The 12,915-nt window shown below is 73.0% G+C and carries 13 protein-coding genes and 1 tRNA gene; 6 read left to right on the top strand and 8 right to left on the bottom strand.

The window, feature by feature from the left end:
• Positions 1 to 248: 248 nt before the first annotated feature.
• A complete protein-coding gene (locus ACIRRU_RS17075; protein WP_403681034.1) occupies positions 249 to 1,298 on the bottom strand; it encodes an LLM class F420-dependent oxidoreductase in 1,050 nt (349 codons plus the stop codon).
• Between the two features lie 137 nt (positions 1,299 to 1,435).
• Between ACIRRU_RS17075 and ACIRRU_RS17070 the strand changes: the two genes are divergently transcribed.
• A complete protein-coding gene (locus ACIRRU_RS17070; protein ID WP_403681031.1) occupies positions 1,436 to 2,419 on the top strand; it encodes an aldo/keto reductase in 984 nt (327 codons plus the stop codon).
• The gene (locus ACIRRU_RS17065) at positions 2,416 to 4,713 is read left to right on the top strand and encodes a helix-hairpin-helix domain-containing protein (RefSeq protein ID WP_403681029.1); all 2,298 of its coding nucleotides are present in this window, start codon (positions 2,416 to 2,418) and stop codon (positions 4,711 to 4,713) included. The genes ACIRRU_RS17070 and ACIRRU_RS17065 overlap by 4 nt, the downstream gene beginning before the upstream one ends.
• 96 nt (positions 4,714 to 4,809) lie before the next feature.
• On the opposite strand, the gene ACIRRU_RS17060 is transcribed toward ACIRRU_RS17065, so the two are convergent.
• Entirely contained in the window at positions 4,810 to 5,472 is a 663-nt protein-coding gene (locus tag ACIRRU_RS17060; RefSeq protein ID WP_403681026.1) for a hypothetical protein, read from the bottom strand.
• Positions 5,473 to 5,519: 47 nt separating this feature from the next.
• On the opposite strand from ACIRRU_RS17060, the gene ACIRRU_RS17055 reads away from it, so the two are divergent.
• Positions 5,520 to 5,708, top strand: a complete 189-nt coding sequence (locus ACIRRU_RS17055) for a DUF5703 family protein (protein WP_014157168.1) — start codon at positions 5,520 to 5,522, stop codon at positions 5,706 to 5,708.
• Positions 5,709 to 5,802: 94 nt separating this feature from the next.
• Here ACIRRU_RS17055 and ACIRRU_RS17050 read toward each other — a convergent pair whose 3' ends face one another.
• From ACIRRU_RS17050 to ACIRRU_RS17040, 3 genes are all read right to left on the bottom strand, one after another.
• Complete coding sequence (locus tag ACIRRU_RS17050; RefSeq protein WP_403681022.1) at positions 5,803 to 6,609, bottom strand: chaplin; 807 nt, start codon at positions 6,607 to 6,609, stop codon at positions 5,803 to 5,805.
• Between the two features lie 140 nt (positions 6,610 to 6,749).
• Positions 6,750 to 6,983, bottom strand: coding sequence for a chaplin ChpH (chpH, locus tag ACIRRU_RS17045; protein WP_006123411.1), 234 nt, complete (start codon positions 6,981 to 6,983; stop codon positions 6,750 to 6,752).
• Between the two features lie 164 nt (positions 6,984 to 7,147).
• Positions 7,148 to 8,482, bottom strand: a complete 1,335-nt coding sequence (locus ACIRRU_RS17040) for a M20/M25/M40 family metallo-hydrolase (protein ID WP_403681020.1) — start codon at positions 8,480 to 8,482, stop codon at positions 7,148 to 7,150.
• Between the two features lie 183 nt (positions 8,483 to 8,665).
• Here ACIRRU_RS17040 and ACIRRU_RS17035 point away from each other — a divergent pair.
• Positions 8,666 to 8,753: transfer RNA gene (locus tag ACIRRU_RS17035), tRNA-Leu, on the top strand.
• A gap of 62 nt (positions 8,754 to 8,815) precedes the next feature.
• A complete protein-coding gene (locus ACIRRU_RS17030) occupies positions 8,816 to 9,754 on the top strand; it encodes an RluA family pseudouridine synthase (RefSeq protein ID WP_403681018.1) in 939 nt (312 codons plus the stop codon).
• A gap of 12 nt (positions 9,755 to 9,766) precedes the next feature.
• Here the strand turns inward: ACIRRU_RS17030 and ACIRRU_RS17025 are convergent, their stop codons facing one another.
• The 3 genes from ACIRRU_RS17025 to ACIRRU_RS17015 form a co-directional block, all read right to left on the bottom strand.
• Positions 9,767 to 10,396, bottom strand: a complete 630-nt coding sequence (locus ACIRRU_RS17025) for an MBL fold metallo-hydrolase (RefSeq protein ID WP_403681016.1) — start codon at positions 10,394 to 10,396, stop codon at positions 9,767 to 9,769.
• Positions 10,393 to 11,481, bottom strand: coding sequence for an S-(hydroxymethyl)mycothiol dehydrogenase (locus ACIRRU_RS17020; protein ID WP_403681015.1), 1,089 nt, complete (start codon positions 11,479 to 11,481; stop codon positions 10,393 to 10,395). The genes ACIRRU_RS17025 and ACIRRU_RS17020 overlap by 4 nt, the downstream gene beginning before the upstream one ends.
• Positions 11,482 to 11,550: 69 nt before the next feature.
• Positions 11,551 to 12,252: a FadR/GntR family transcriptional regulator gene (locus tag ACIRRU_RS17015; protein ID WP_403681012.1), complete on the bottom strand. Its 702-nt coding sequence runs from the start codon at positions 12,250 to 12,252 to the stop codon at positions 11,551 to 11,553.
• A 131-nt stretch (positions 12,253 to 12,383) separates the two neighbouring features.
• On the opposite strand from ACIRRU_RS17015, the gene ACIRRU_RS17010 reads away from it, so the two are divergent.
• The gene (locus ACIRRU_RS17010) at positions 12,384 to 12,911 is read left to right on the top strand and encodes a gluconokinase (RefSeq protein WP_403681009.1); all 528 of its coding nucleotides are present in this window, start codon (positions 12,384 to 12,386) and stop codon (positions 12,909 to 12,911) included.
• Positions 12,912 to 12,915 lie beyond the last annotated feature (4 nt).

Below are 12,915 nucleotides of genomic sequence, written 5' to 3'. Positions count from 1 at the left end.
GCGGCCACCTCCGTACCGGATGCCCGCGGACCACGAGTCCGCGGAGCGACATTCCGCAGGGAGAGTCAAATGCGCCGCCGACGGGTCGGCAACCGGAACGGCGCCGGACGCCCGGCGCCGCCCCGCCGTAACTCCTGGGCGTGAGGGGCGTTGTTCCGGGTGACGGCCGTGGCGGGGAAGACCCCCGAGCCCCCACCACGGCCGTAGTGCTGTCCGGCTGCCGCGGGGGCCGTCAGCCCCGGGAGCCGTCAGGCGAGTCCGGAGCGCTCCAGGGCGTCCGTGCCGGCGCGCAGGGCGGTCAGCCGCTCCTCCAGGGTGAAGCCGGCCGGGGCGAGGTTGAGCGTGGTGACCCCGGCGGCGGCGTAGGCCTGCATCCGCTCGGCGATCCGGTCGACGGGGCCGAGCAGCGCGGTCTGGTCGATCAGCTGGTGCGGTACGGCGGCGGCGGCCCCGGCCTTGTCCCCGTCCAGGTACTTGTCCTGGATTTCGGCGGCCTCCTTCTCGTATCCCATGCGCTGGGCGAGCTGGTTGTAGAAGTTCTGCTTCCGGCTGCCCATGCCGCCGACGTACAGCGCGGTGTAGGGGCGGAACATGTCGGCGAGGCCCATCACGTCGTCGCCGACGGCGAGCGGCAGCGTCGGGCTGACGTCGAAGCCGTCCATGGTCTTGCCGGCCTTCTCGCGGCCCGCGCGCAGCGGCTGGATCGCGGTCTCCTCCAGGTGCTCGGCGGAGGGGAAGATCAGCAGGGCGCCGTCGGCGATCTCCCCGGTCTGCTCCAGGTTCCTGGGGCCGATCGCGGCGATGTAGAGCGGAATGTGCTCGCGCTCGGGGTGCACGGTGAGCTTGATCGGCTTGCCGGGACCGCCGGGCAGCGGCAGCGTCCAGTGCGCCCCCTCGAACGAGAGGCGCTCGCGGGTCATCGCCCTGCGGACGATCTCCACGTACTCCCGGGTGCGGGCCAGCGGCTTGTCGAACTTCACGCCGTACCAGCCCTCGGAGACCTGGGGACCGGAGACGCCGAGGCCGAGCCGGAAGCGGCCGCCGGACAGCGAGTCGAGGGTGGCGGCCGTCATCGCCGTCATGGTGGGCTGGCGGGCCGGGATCTGCATGATCGCCGAGCCGACGTCGATGGACTCGGTCTGGGCCGCGACCCAGGTCAGCACGGTCGGGGCGTCGGAGCCGTACGCCTCGGCCGCCCAGCAGACGTCGTAGCCGAGCCGGTCGGCCTCCTGCGCGACGGCGAGGTTGTCGCCGTCCATGCCCGCGCCCCAGTAACCGAGATTGATGCCGAGCCGCATGAACCGCTCCCTACTGATCAGTAACGTCTCTTTCCCCGGACTCTAGCGCGGGTGACGGCATTCCGGCAGGCCCGCACGACCTCCCGTTGTCCACAGGCTTCCACTCCGTGGGGCCATGGCCAGTAATCTCAGCGCCCATGGAGCAGAGGCATCTCGGCCGCACCGGCCTTCGCGTGTCCCGGATCGGGCTCGGTACGCTCACCTGGGGCCGGGACACGGACGAGCACGACGCCGCCGACCAGCTGAAGGCCTTCTGGGACGCGGGCGGCACTCTGGTGGACACGGCCGATGTCTACGGGGGCGGCGAGGCGGAGTACGTGCTCGGGCGCCTCGTCGGCAGCCTGGTGCCCCGCCAGGATCTGGTCATCGCCACGAAGGCGGGCAGCGTCCCGGACCCCTACCGCCGGGTCAACGGCTCACGCGGGCATCTGCTGGCCGCCCTGGACGCCTCGCTGGAGCGGCTCGGCACGGACTACGTGGATCTCTGGCAGGTCCACGCCTTCGACCCGTCGACCCCGCTGGAGGAGACCCTCCAGGCGGTGGACCTGGCCGTCAGCTCCGGCCGGGTCCGCTACGCGGGGGTGTCGAACTTCTGCGGCTGGCAGCTGGCCAAGGCCGCCACCTGGCAGCTCGCCGCCCCGGGGACGCGCACCCGGCTGGCCAGTACGCAGATGGAGTACTCCCTGCTCCAGCGGGGCGTCGAGCGCGAGGTGCTGCCCGCCGCGCTGGACCTGGGGATCGGGCTGCTGCCGTCCTCGCCGCTGGGCCGGGGCGTGCTCACCGGCAAGTACCGCCAGGGCACCCCGTCGGACTCCCGGGGCGCCTCCGAACTGCTCGCGCCGTTCGTCGAGCCGTATCTCGACGACGCGGCGGCCCGGGTCGTCGACGCGGTGGCGACGGCGGCGGACGGCCTGGCGACGAGCCCGCTCCAGGTGGCGCTGGCCTGGGTCCGGGATAGGCCCGGGGTGACCGCCCCGATCGTCGGCGCGCGCAACGCCGGGCAGCTCACGGAGGCATTGTCGGTGGAGGCGCTTAGTCTTCCCTACGAGATCTGCCAGGCGCTCGACGACGTGTCGGCGCCCGTGCACCGCTATCCCGATCAGGACTGGAGCACGCTGTGACTGCGCTTCCCGGGGAGACCCCCGGCACCGCCGGCCCGGACACCCCGGACGGGACCACGGCGAGCGGCCCGGCCGACGCGACGAGGGCCGGGACCCCCGAGGCCGCCGGGAGTCCGGCCGACGAGAGCCGGGCGACCGGTGACGGAGCCGCGGAGCCCGCCGGCACCGCCGAGACGCCTGACACCGCCGACGCGCCCGATGCCGCTGATGCCACCGGCGATGCCACCGCCGACAGCGCTGCCGCCGACGCTCCCGAGCTGTCGGAGGCGCAGGCCGAGCTGGCCGCCCAGCGGGAGCTGCGGGAGCGGATCGCGCAGCGCAAGGCGGAGAAGGACGGACCCATCGCCGCCGGTACGAAGCTGAGCGGTCCGGCCGCCGACCTGCTCGCGGCGGTCCGGGCCGTGGAGAGCGGCGAGAAGGCCGGGACCGCCTTCTTCGACTCCCCCGCCGCGCCCACGGCGCCCCGGCGCCCCGACCCGGCGGCCGCCGCGCAGCCCGCCAGGGCCCAGGCGCCCGCGGCCGCTCCGGCGGTGCGGGCCGCCCCGCCCGAGGCCACGGCGGCGGTGCGGGCGGTGCTCGCCGAGGGCGGGGCCCCCGAGACGCTGGCCGGTCCGGCCGTCGACGTGCTGGGCGATCAGGCGGCCGAGGCGCTGCGCGCCGACCCCTGGCAGTTGCTCGCGGTGCCCGGCGTCCGGCCGGAGCAGGCCGACGGCTTCGCGCGGGCCCTGCTCGGCGCCGCGTGCGGACCGGACGACGGGCGCAGGACCGGGGCCCTGGTCGGCTGGGCCCTGGAGCGCGCGGCCCTCCAGGGCCACACGGCCCTGGACATCGACGCCGTACGGGCGGCGCTCGCCGAGCGTGCGGTCGGCGACCCGGACGCGGCGGTGCGGGACGCCGTCGAGGAGGGCGTCGCGCTGGTCTTCCAGGAGGGGCAGGGGGAGGGCCTGGAGCCGGAGGCCGCCGAAGCGGCCGACGGAGGGGCGGAGGAAGCGGACGCCGACGCTCCACAGGAGCCGGTGCGGGTGCTGCTGGGCCTGGACCGGTACGCCCTGGCCGAGGAGAGCCTCGCGGACGGTCTGGCCCGGCTGGTCAACGCCTGCGAGAAGGGCGCCGACTGGACGGAGGCGGCCCGGTCGGCCCCCTCCCCGTCGGCCGCCGAGCTGATCCGTACGGTCGCCTCGGCCGGTCTGGTCGCGCACAGCGGCGGCGAGGCGGCTCGGGCCGAGCCCGCCGCGCTGATCGCGGCGGCGCGCGGGCTGGGCCTGCGGGCCCTGGGCGCCACCCACAGCGAGGACGGCCGCCGACGGCTGGCCGCGGCCACCGGCGCCCCGGACACGGCGGTCACCCTGGCGGGCCTGCTCTCCGGTGCGCAGGGTCCCGGCCGGGACGAGGACGGGGCGCTCGCCCTGGATCTGCTGGTCGTGCTGGACGCCCCGCAGCTGGACGTGGAGAGCGCAGCTGTCCTGGTCGAGGCGCTGGCCGACGGTGTCCGGCTGGTGCTGAGCGGTGATCCGGGCGTGCTGGGCTCGGCGGGCGCCGGGCGGGTCTTCGCGGATGTGCTGGCCGCCCGCGCCTGCCCGCAGACCGTCTCCCGCACCCCGGACCCCGGGCCGATCGGCGAGCTGGTCTCGGGCATCGGCATCGGCGAGCTCAACCAGGTGGAGGCGCCGGGCAAGGAGGTCGTGATCGTCCCCGTCCGCGACGCGGGCGAGGCGGTGCACCGCACCGTCCAGCTGGTCGCGGAGTCGGTGCCCCGGGCCTTCTCCATCCCCGCCGACGAGACCCAGGTGATCACGGTGGGCCACGGCGGGGCCGCCGGGACCAGGGCGCTGAACGACGCCCTGAAGCAGCGGCTCAACCCGGGGCCGGGACGGTTCGGCGGGTTCGACCCGGGCGACCGGGTGATCCATGTGCCCGCGCCCGGCCACGCGGTGCCGGGGGTGGTGCGCTCCGCGGACGCCGAGGGCCTGCACCTGGACTGCGGGGGGCTCACCGTCGTCGTACCGCAGGAGCGGGTGGAGTCGGCGGTGCGGCACGGCTGGGCGCTCAGCGCCCACCAGGCGGCCGGGATGCGCTGGCCCGCCGCGATCGTGGTGCTGCCGGGCGACGCGGCGCAGGGTCTGAGCAGGCCGTGGGTCTACACCGCGTTCGGCCGGGGAGAGCGGCATCTGTCCGTGGTGCACGGAGTGGACCAGGCGCTGCCGCAGGCGGTGGAGCGGATTCCGGCGCAGGAGCGCACGACCCGGCTGCGGCAGCTGCTGGAGGCGCTCCCCACCGCCGACGCGGCCTCCTGAGCGGCTGCCCCCGGCCCGGAACAGCGGTGGGCCCCGGCGCGCGTCGCGCCGGGGCCCACCGTCACGTCCAGTGCCAGAAGCGGGAGCCGGAGCCGGTCAGACGCCGCCCACCGTCGTTCCTGGGGCGTCCTCGTCGGACTCGTCCTCCTCGTCGAAGACGGCGCTGACGTCGAAGCGGCAGACCACCAGTTCGGGTTCGGCGTCCTCGAACGGCGCCGCGAGCCACTCCCCCGGTTCCGGAAGCGCGTGCCCGGCCGAGACCCAGAGGGTGGAGTCGCCCTCCTCCAGGCCGAACTCCTTGTGCCGGGAGGCGATCTCGTCCGGTTCGTACTCGCCGAAGAGCACGCCGAGCGCGGCGTGGACGCTGGTGCCGACCACCGGGGCCGTGTCCTCGTCGCCGGGGCCGGCGTCGAGGTCGGCGAGGCGCTGGGCCTGGGCGAGGAGGCGGGGCGGCTCCACGACCGCGTAGTCGCGCCGGATCAGGACGCTGAGCGCGCTGGGCTCCGCGGGGCCCGCGTAGGGCGGCAGCGAGTCGTCCGCACCGGGGATCTCGAAGGGGGTGACCTCGTCGTAACGGTCGTAGAGAAGCTCGTCGTAGACCTCGGCGGCAGCGGCCAGGGCGTTGAACGCGTCGTAGACGGCCGGGTCGTCGTCCCCGGTACGGCGTTCGACCGCGTCGAGGTGACGGTCGATCGCGGCTTTGACCGCTTCGGCGGCGGCACGTACCTCGGCAGCGGTGGGCTGCGCAGCATCAGACATAGTGCAGACGCTATCCGTACCGGGGCGCTGCCCGCACAATAGATGCGATGCCGGAATACGAATTCATCGACGTGTACGTTCCGCGCGGGGTGTCCCGCAAGGAAGCGGCCCGACTGCTGACCGACCATGCCGAGTACGGACACTGGGAGCTGGACCGTCTGACGCTGCGCCTGGACGGCAGCCGGAGGGTGCGGCTGCGCAGACGGATCATCCGTCAGCTGCGGGCCACGTGGTGAGGTGAAGACGGCCCGATGAGCAGAGAGCGGGCCCCGCCGTCGCGGGGCCCGCTCCTTCTGTTCGCCGCTCCTGTCGTGCCGTGCGCGCCCTGGGTCAGGCGGCGCTGCGGGAACGGCGGTAGAGCACCGATCCCATTCCGGCGAGCAGCAGTCCGGCACTGGCCGGGATGAGCATCTCGGCCCCGCCCGCGCCGGTCTGCGCGAGCTGCTCCCGGGGGACGTTCCGGGTCTCGGGGGCATTCGGCTCGGGCGGTTGGTCGACCGGCGGGTGGACCGGCTTCTCCGGCGTGACCGGGGGCTTCTCCGGCTGCTCGGGCGGCGGGGGCGGCACCTCGGAGTCGTTGGCGCAGCTGTTGCCGAAGACGGGGTTGAGCAGTCCGCCGATGGTGACGCTGTTCCCGCAGAGGTTCACGGGGATGTCGATCGGGGCCTGGATCAGGTTGCCGGAGAGGATGCCGGGCGAACCCTGGGCGGTTCCTTCCGCCGAGGCGCCGCCGCCCGGGGCCCGGTGACGGCCGGTGCCGGGTTCGGTGTGGCGGTCCGAGGCGGTGGTGTCGCCGGCCTGGGCGCTGTTGCCGGATCCGGCGGGCAGCGTGCGGTCCTGCGCGCCGCCGGACCGGTCGGCCCGGTCGGAGTGCGTGGACCGGTCGGATGCCGCTGATCCGTTTCCGCAGTCGTTTCCGCTCGTGGGATTGAGCAGTCCGCCGACGCTGACGGAGTTCCCGCACACGTTGACCGGGATGTCGATCGGGACCGAGACCGAGTTACCGGACAGCACGCCCGGCGAACCGGACGCCGTGGAGGCCGCTCCGGAGTCGGCGTGGGCGTAGCCACCACTGAGCGCGAGCACTCCGCCCGCCGCCGCCATGGTGATCAGGCCTTTACGAGTGACCTGTCGCATAGGTTCGTTTCCTGCCTTCTGGCTTCCGAAAAACCCCCGGACATGACCGTGCGGGAGCCGAATGCCGAACGGTCCCGGAGTGCATGGAGTGCACTCCGGGACCGGTCGAGCTCAAACCCTTGACGGGTTGACGTTCAACGTCAGGCGTTGACGCAGGTGTTGCCGAAGGCGGGGTTCAGCAGACCGATCACGGAGACCGTGTTGCCGCACACGTTGACCGGCACGTGGACCGGAACCTGGACGACGTTGCCGGACAGCACGCCGGGGCTGCCGATGGCTGCACCCTGGGCGCCCGCGTCGGCGGAAGCCATGCCCGCACCCGCGAGAACGAGGCCACCGGTGGCAGCCGCAACTGCGACGACCTTCTTGATCATGATTCCTCCTAGTTGGAAAATGCGGTCCCAGCCGCGGACCGCACACCTTGTAACGAGGAGGGGGGTGCGGGGCTACGTGCGAACGGCCCGTTTCACTCGTTCGGACATGTCCGAACAGGCGGCCGAATCTATGGCGAGTCGAGGGTGAAACGGACCGGCGGCGATCAGGAGTGGTCGATGAAGCGGTCGAGAACCCGTACGCCGAACTGGAGGCCGTCGACCGGCACCCGCTCGTCGACCCCGTGGAACATCCCCGCGAAGTCCAGCTCCGGCGGCAGCTTCAGCGGGGCGAAGCCGAAGCCCCGGATGCCGAGGTCGTCGAAGGACTTGGCGTCGGTGCCCGCGGAGAGCATGTACGGCACGGCGCGGGCGATCGGGTCCTCGGCCACCAGCGCGGTCTGCATGGCGTCCACCAGCGCCCCGTCGAAGGTGGTCTCCAGCGCCTTGTCCGCGTGGACGTCCTCGCGCCGGACGTTGGGGCCGAGGATGCGGTCCAGGTCGGCGAGGAACTCCTCCTCGTATCCCGGCAGGTACCGGCCGTCGACATGGGCGGTGGCCTGGCCCGGGATGACGTTGACCTTGTAGCCCGCGCCGAGCTGGGTGGGGTTGGCGGTGTTCTGGAGGGAGGCGCCGATCAGCTTGGCGATGCCGCCGAGCCTGGCGAGCGTCTCGTCCATGTTCTCCGGGTCCAGCTCGGTGCCGAGGGCGTCCGAGAGCTCGTCCAGGAAGTGCCGCAGCGTCTTGGTGACCCGCACCGGGAACTTGTGCCGCCCCAGCCGCCCGACCGCCTCGGACAGCTCCGTGATCGCGTTGTCCTTGTGGATCATCGACCCGTGCCCGGCGGTGCCGTCCACGGTGAGCTTCATCCAGTGCATGCCCTTCTGGGCGGTCTCCACCAGATAGAGCCGCAGCTTCTCGTTGACGGTGAAGGAGAACCCGCCGACCTCGCTGATCGCCTCGTTGACGCCCTCGAAGAGCTCCGGGTGGTGGTCGACCAGGTAGCGGGCCCCGTAGGTGCCGCCCGCCTCCTCGTCGGCGAGGAAGGCCAGCACGATGTCGCGCGGGGGCTTGCGGCCGGTGCGCATCCGCTCCCGTACGACCGCGAGGGTCATCGCGTCCATGTCCTTCATGTCGACCGCGCCCCGGCCCCAGACGCAGCCGTCCGCGATCTCGCCGGAGAACGGGTCGTGGGTCCAGTCCGCCGCGTTGGCGGGGACGACGTCGGTGTGCCCGTGGATCAGCAGCGCGGGCCGGGAGGGGTCCTCGCCCTCGATCCGGGCGACGGTGGAGGCCCGCCCCTTGTGCGACTCGAAGATCCGCGGCTCCAGACCGACCTCCGCGAGCTTCTCCGCGACGTACTCGGCCGCGCGCCGCTCGCCGGGGCCCGAGTGGTCGCCGTAGTTGCTGGTGTCGATCCTGATCAGGTCACGACAGAGGTCGACGACCTCCCTCTCCGCGTTCCCCCCGGTGACGGCCTGGCCCGTGCTGCTCTCGCTCACGCTGGTTCCTTCCACTGTCGCTGTGGTGCTCCCTCTCATCCTCCCGCGCCGGCGGCGTACGCCCAAGGCCGCCCACCGCCCGTCACGCGGCGTTCACGGCGACCGGACGTGATCGAGCACCCTCGAATGTTTGCTATGGTTTTCCACGTCGGAACGGGCCAGGGCCCGGGAGACAGACACCTTGTCCGGGTGGCGGAATGGCAGACGCGCTAGCTTGAGGTGCTAGTGCCCTTTATCGGGCGTGGGGGTTCAAGTCCCCCCTCGGACACCAGCGGGAGCCCCACTTCGGTGGGGCTCTTTTGCGTCACCGGGCGACTACGGAGAGGGGCGCCGATGAGAGGCCGCGGGAAGCCGCCCGGCGCACCGCTCCCCCAGCGGGAGGGCGTCGATCCGGTGCGGGTGCGGCTGCCGGAGGACCCCGAGGGGGTCTGGGGCAGCGTCGGGGAGCATCTGGTCGCCCGGTTCGGAGCGGCGATCGGGGCCGGGCGGGTGGCGGCGATGCTGGACGCGGGGCGGTTCGTGGGGGCGGACGGGCGCGCGGTGCGGGGCGAGGAGCCGTACACGGCCGGGCGCTGCCTCTGGTTCCACCGGGACTTCGCGGCGGAGGAGCCGGTGCCGTTCCCGGTCGGCGTGGTCCACCACGACGAGCGGATCGTGGTCGCGGACAAGCCGCACTTCCTGGCGACCACGCCCCGGGGGCGGCACATCACCGAGACCGCGGTGGCCCGGCTGCGGCGGGAGCTGGGGCTGCCGACGCTCCAGCCCGCGCACCGGCTGGACCGGCTGACGGCGGGGCTCGTGCTGTTCGTGGTGCGGCCCCGGGAGCGGGGCGCGTACCAGACGCTGTTCCGGGACCGGCTGGTGCGCAAGGAGTACGAGGCGGTGGCCCCGTACGACCCCGGCGTGGCCCTTCCGCGGACCGTGCGGAGCCGGATCGTGAAGGAGCGGGGGGTGCTCGCCGCCCGGGAGGAGCCGGGCGAGGCGAACAGCGAGAGCCGGGTGGAGCTGGTGGAGCGCCGGGGTGCGCTCGGGCGGTACCGGTTGCTGCCCGCCACCGGGCGGACCCATCAGCTGCGGGCGCACATGAACGCGCTGGGGGTGCCGATCGTGCACGATCCGCTGTATCCGGTGGTGGAGCCCGAGGGCGCCGCGGAGGACTTCACCCGGCCCTTGCAGCTGCTGGCGCGGGTGCTGGAGTTCACCGATCCGGTCGGCGGGGAGCCGCGCCGCTTCGAGAGCGGGCTGCGGCTCTCCGCCTGGCCGGAGGGGTGAGGCGCGCGGCCGTCAGTGGCCGCGCTTGATCCACTCGTCGAGCTGCGGGGCCTCCGCGCCGATGGTGGTGGGGTCGCCGTGGCCGGTGCGGACCTTGGTGTCGCCGGGCAGCGTGAGCAGCCGGTCCCGGATCGAGTCGATGATCGTGGGGAACGACGAGAAGGACCGGCCGGTGGCGCCGGGGCCGCCCTGGAAGAGGGTGTCGCCGGTGAAGACCGTGGCCAGCTCGGGGGCGTACAGGCAGACCGCGCCGGGGGCGTGGCCCGGGGTGTGCAGGACCCTGAGCGTGGTGCGGGCGACGACCAGTTCCTGGCCGTCGGTCAGGGGGCCGTCGGGGGTCCGGTCCGGGTGGGTCTGGAGCCAGAGCGGCAGGTCGTGCGGGTGGAGCAGGATCGGGGCGCCGGTGGCCTCGGCGAGGGCCGGGGCGGCGTCGATGTGGTCGTTGTGGGCGTGGGTGCAGACGATCGCGCGCAGGGTACGGCCGCCGAGCGCCGCCTCGATGGCGGCGGCGTCGTGCGCGGCGTCGATGACGATCGCCTCGTTGTCGTCGCCGACGATCCAGACGTTGTTGTCGACCTCCCATTCGCCGCCGTCGAGGGCGAAGGTGCCGGAGGTGACCAGGTGGTCGACGCGGGTGGTCACGGGAAGACCACCACCGAGCGCAGGACGTCGCCGTCGTGCATCCGGGCGAAGGCCTGCTCGACGTCGCCGATGCCGATGGTCTCGGTGACGAAGGCGGCGAGGTCGAGGCGGCCCTGCTGGTGCAGGTCGACGAGCATCGGGAAGTCGCGGGAGGGCAGGCAGTCGCCGTACCAGGAGGACTTGAGGGAGCCACCGCGGCCGAAGACGTCCAGGAGCGGGAGTTCCAGCTTCATGTCCGGGGTGGGGACGCCGACGAGGACGACCGTTCCGGCCAGGTCGCGGGCGTAGAAGGCCTGTTCGTAGGTCTCGGGGCGGCCGACGGCCTCGATGACGACGTCGGCGCCGTTGCCGTCGGTGAGGGCGCGGATGGCCTCGACGGCGTCGTTCGAGCGGGAGTTGACGGTGTGGGTGGCGCCCATCTTCTTCGCCGTCTCCAGCTTGCGGTCGTCGATGTCGACCGCGATGATCTTCGCCGCTCCGGCCAGCCGCGCTCCGGCGACGGCCGCGTCGCCGACCCCGCCGCAGCCGATGACGGCGACCGAGTCACCGCGGCCGACCTGGCCGGTGTTGATGGCGGCGCCGATGCCCGCCATCACGCCGCAGCCGAGGAGTCCGGCGACCTCGGGGGCGACCTCCGGGTCGACCTTGGTGCACTGGCCGGAGGCGACGAGGGTCTTCTCCGCGAAGGCGCCGATACCGAGGGCGGGCGACAGCTCCGTGCCGTCGAGCAGCGTCATCTTCTGCTTGGCGTTGTGGGTGTCGAAGCAGTACCAGGGGCGGCCGCGCAGACAGGCACGGCACTGGCCGCACACGGCACGCCAGTTGAGGACGACGAAGTCGCCGGGGGCGACGTCGGTGACGCCTTCGCCGACCGACTCCACGACGCCCGCGGCCTCGTGGCCGAGGAGGAAGGGGAACTCGTCGTTGATGCCGCCCTGCTTGTAGTGCAGGTCGGTGTGGCAGACGCCGCACGCCTGGATCTTCACGACGGCCTCGCCGGGACCGGGGTCCGGGACGACGATGGTCTCGACCCGTACCGGCTCGTCCTTGCCCGGTGCGACGACCGCTTGCACCTGCTGTGCCATAACCCTGCTCTCCCTGCTGCCGCGCTGCGTGAAGATCGATCGCGGACCACCGTACGCCCTGGGTGGCCCCTACGGAGCCAGCACGTCCAGTTCGTGCAGGGCGCCCACCGCGATCTCCTTGGTGATCCGTTCGGCGGCCTCCGGGTCGCCCTCGCGGACCGCTTCGGCGAGCCGGACGTGCAGGGTGACGGCGGCCGGATCGGGGTCCTCGAACATCACCTGGTGGTGGGTGCGGCCCGCGAGGACCTCGGCGACGACGTCCCCGAGGCGGGCGAACATCTCGTTGCCGGAGGCGTTGAGGACGATCCGGTGGAAGGCGATGTCGTGTTCGAGGTAGCCCTCCAGCTGCTGGCCTCGGGAGGTGGCGACCATGCCGAGGGCGCGCGCGGTCAGCTCGGCGCACTGCTCGGCGGTGGCGTGGCGGGCGGCGAGGCCCGCCGCCACCGGTTCGATCGCGGAGCGCAGCACGGTGAGGGAGCGCAGCTGGCGGGGGCGGTCGGCGCCGGCCAGGCGCCAGCGGATGACCTGGGGGTCGTAGACGTTCCAGGCCTCGGTGGGCCGGACGGTCACCCCGACCCGGCGGCGGGACTCGACCAGGTGCATGGATTCCAGGACCCGGACCACTTCGCGGATCACCGTACGGGAGACGTCGAAGCGCTGGGCCAGCTCGTCGGTGCGCAGCACGCTGCCGGGAGGGCTCTGGCCGGAGGAGATCTCCAGACCCAGGGTGTCCAGCACATGCGTATGCAGCCCCTGGCTCTGTGTGGTCATGGACCAAGCCTACGGCGCACCCCTTAGGAAGAAAAAGTACGACGTTTGTGTCACAGCCTCTTGAATAAGTCGTACCTAATGGGTTTCAGTAGCGCGACGGACCGATGTCGAAGAAGACAGCGAGACACTCCATGAACACCGCACCTCTCCCGAGCACCCCCCATGTGGTGGTGGTGATGGGCGTGGCAGGAACCGGCAAGACCACGATCGGTCCCCTGCTCGCCGCCGAACTCGGCGTCCCGTACGCCGAGGGCGACGACTTCCATCCCCCGGCGAACATCGCCAAGATGTCGGCCGGCACCCCCCTGGACGACGACGACCGCCGCCCCTGGCTGGACGCCATCGGCGCGTGGGCGCACGGGCGGGCGGGGCGGGGCGGGGTCGTCTCCAGCTCCGCGCTCAAGCGGGTCTACCGCGACCGGCTGCGGGCCGGGGCCCCGGACGCCGTCTTCCTGCATCTGACCGGCGACCGGGCGCTGATCGAGGAGCGCATGGCGGACCGCACGGGCCACTTCATGCCGACCGCGCTGCTCGACTCCCAGTTCGCGACGCTGCAACCGCTCCAGGCCGACGAGGCCGGGGTGAGCGTCGACGTGTCCGGCACCCCCGAGGAAATCACCCAGCGAGCCGTCGCCGCGCTGCGCCGGCTCGATACCTAAGGAC

The organism is Streptomyces sp. NPDC101181, from assembly GCF_044767975.1.
In the GTDB taxonomy this organism is placed as follows: domain Bacteria; phylum Actinomycetota; class Actinomycetes; order Streptomycetales; family Streptomycetaceae; genus Streptomyces.
Note: the sequence above shows the minus strand (reverse complement) of the source record. Positions and strands in the feature narration are given on the sequence as shown.

What these genes read in the sequence shown, in the direction of transcription:
- ACIRRU_RS17075 (WP_403681034.1), bottom strand. Translation starts at nt 1,298, where the DNA reads ATGCGGCTCGGCATCAATCTCGGTTACTGGGGCGCGGGCATGGACGGC.
- ACIRRU_RS17070 (WP_403681031.1), top strand. Translation starts at nt 1,436, where the DNA reads ATGGAGCAGAGGCATCTCGGCCGCACCGGCCTTCGCGTGTCCCGGATC.
- ACIRRU_RS17060 (WP_403681026.1), bottom strand. Translation starts at nt 5,472, where the DNA reads ATGTCTGATGCTGCGCAGCCCACCGCTGCCGAGGTACGTGCCGCCGCC.
- ACIRRU_RS17055 (WP_014157168.1), top strand. Translation starts at nt 5,520, where the DNA reads ATGCCGGAATACGAATTCATCGACGTGTACGTTCCGCGCGGGGTGTCC.
- ACIRRU_RS17050 (WP_403681022.1), bottom strand. Translation starts at nt 6,609, where the DNA reads ATGCGACAGGTCACTCGTAAAGGCCTGATCACCATGGCGGCGGCGGGC.
- chpH (WP_006123411.1), bottom strand. Translation starts at nt 6,983, where the DNA reads ATGATCAAGAAGGTCGTCGCAGTTGCGGCTGCCACCGGTGGCCTCGTT.
- ACIRRU_RS17030 (WP_403681018.1), top strand. Translation starts at nt 8,816, where the DNA reads ATGAGAGGCCGCGGGAAGCCGCCCGGCGCACCGCTCCCCCAGCGGGAG.
- ACIRRU_RS17020 (WP_403681015.1), bottom strand. Translation starts at nt 11,481, where the DNA reads ATGGCACAGCAGGTGCAAGCGGTCGTCGCACCGGGCAAGGACGAGCCG.
- ACIRRU_RS17015 (WP_403681012.1), bottom strand. Translation starts at nt 12,252, where the DNA reads ATGACCACACAGAGCCAGGGGCTGCATACGCATGTGCTGGACACCCTG.
- ACIRRU_RS17010 (WP_403681009.1), top strand. Translation starts at nt 12,384, where the DNA reads ATGAACACCGCACCTCTCCCGAGCACCCCCCATGTGGTGGTGGTGATG.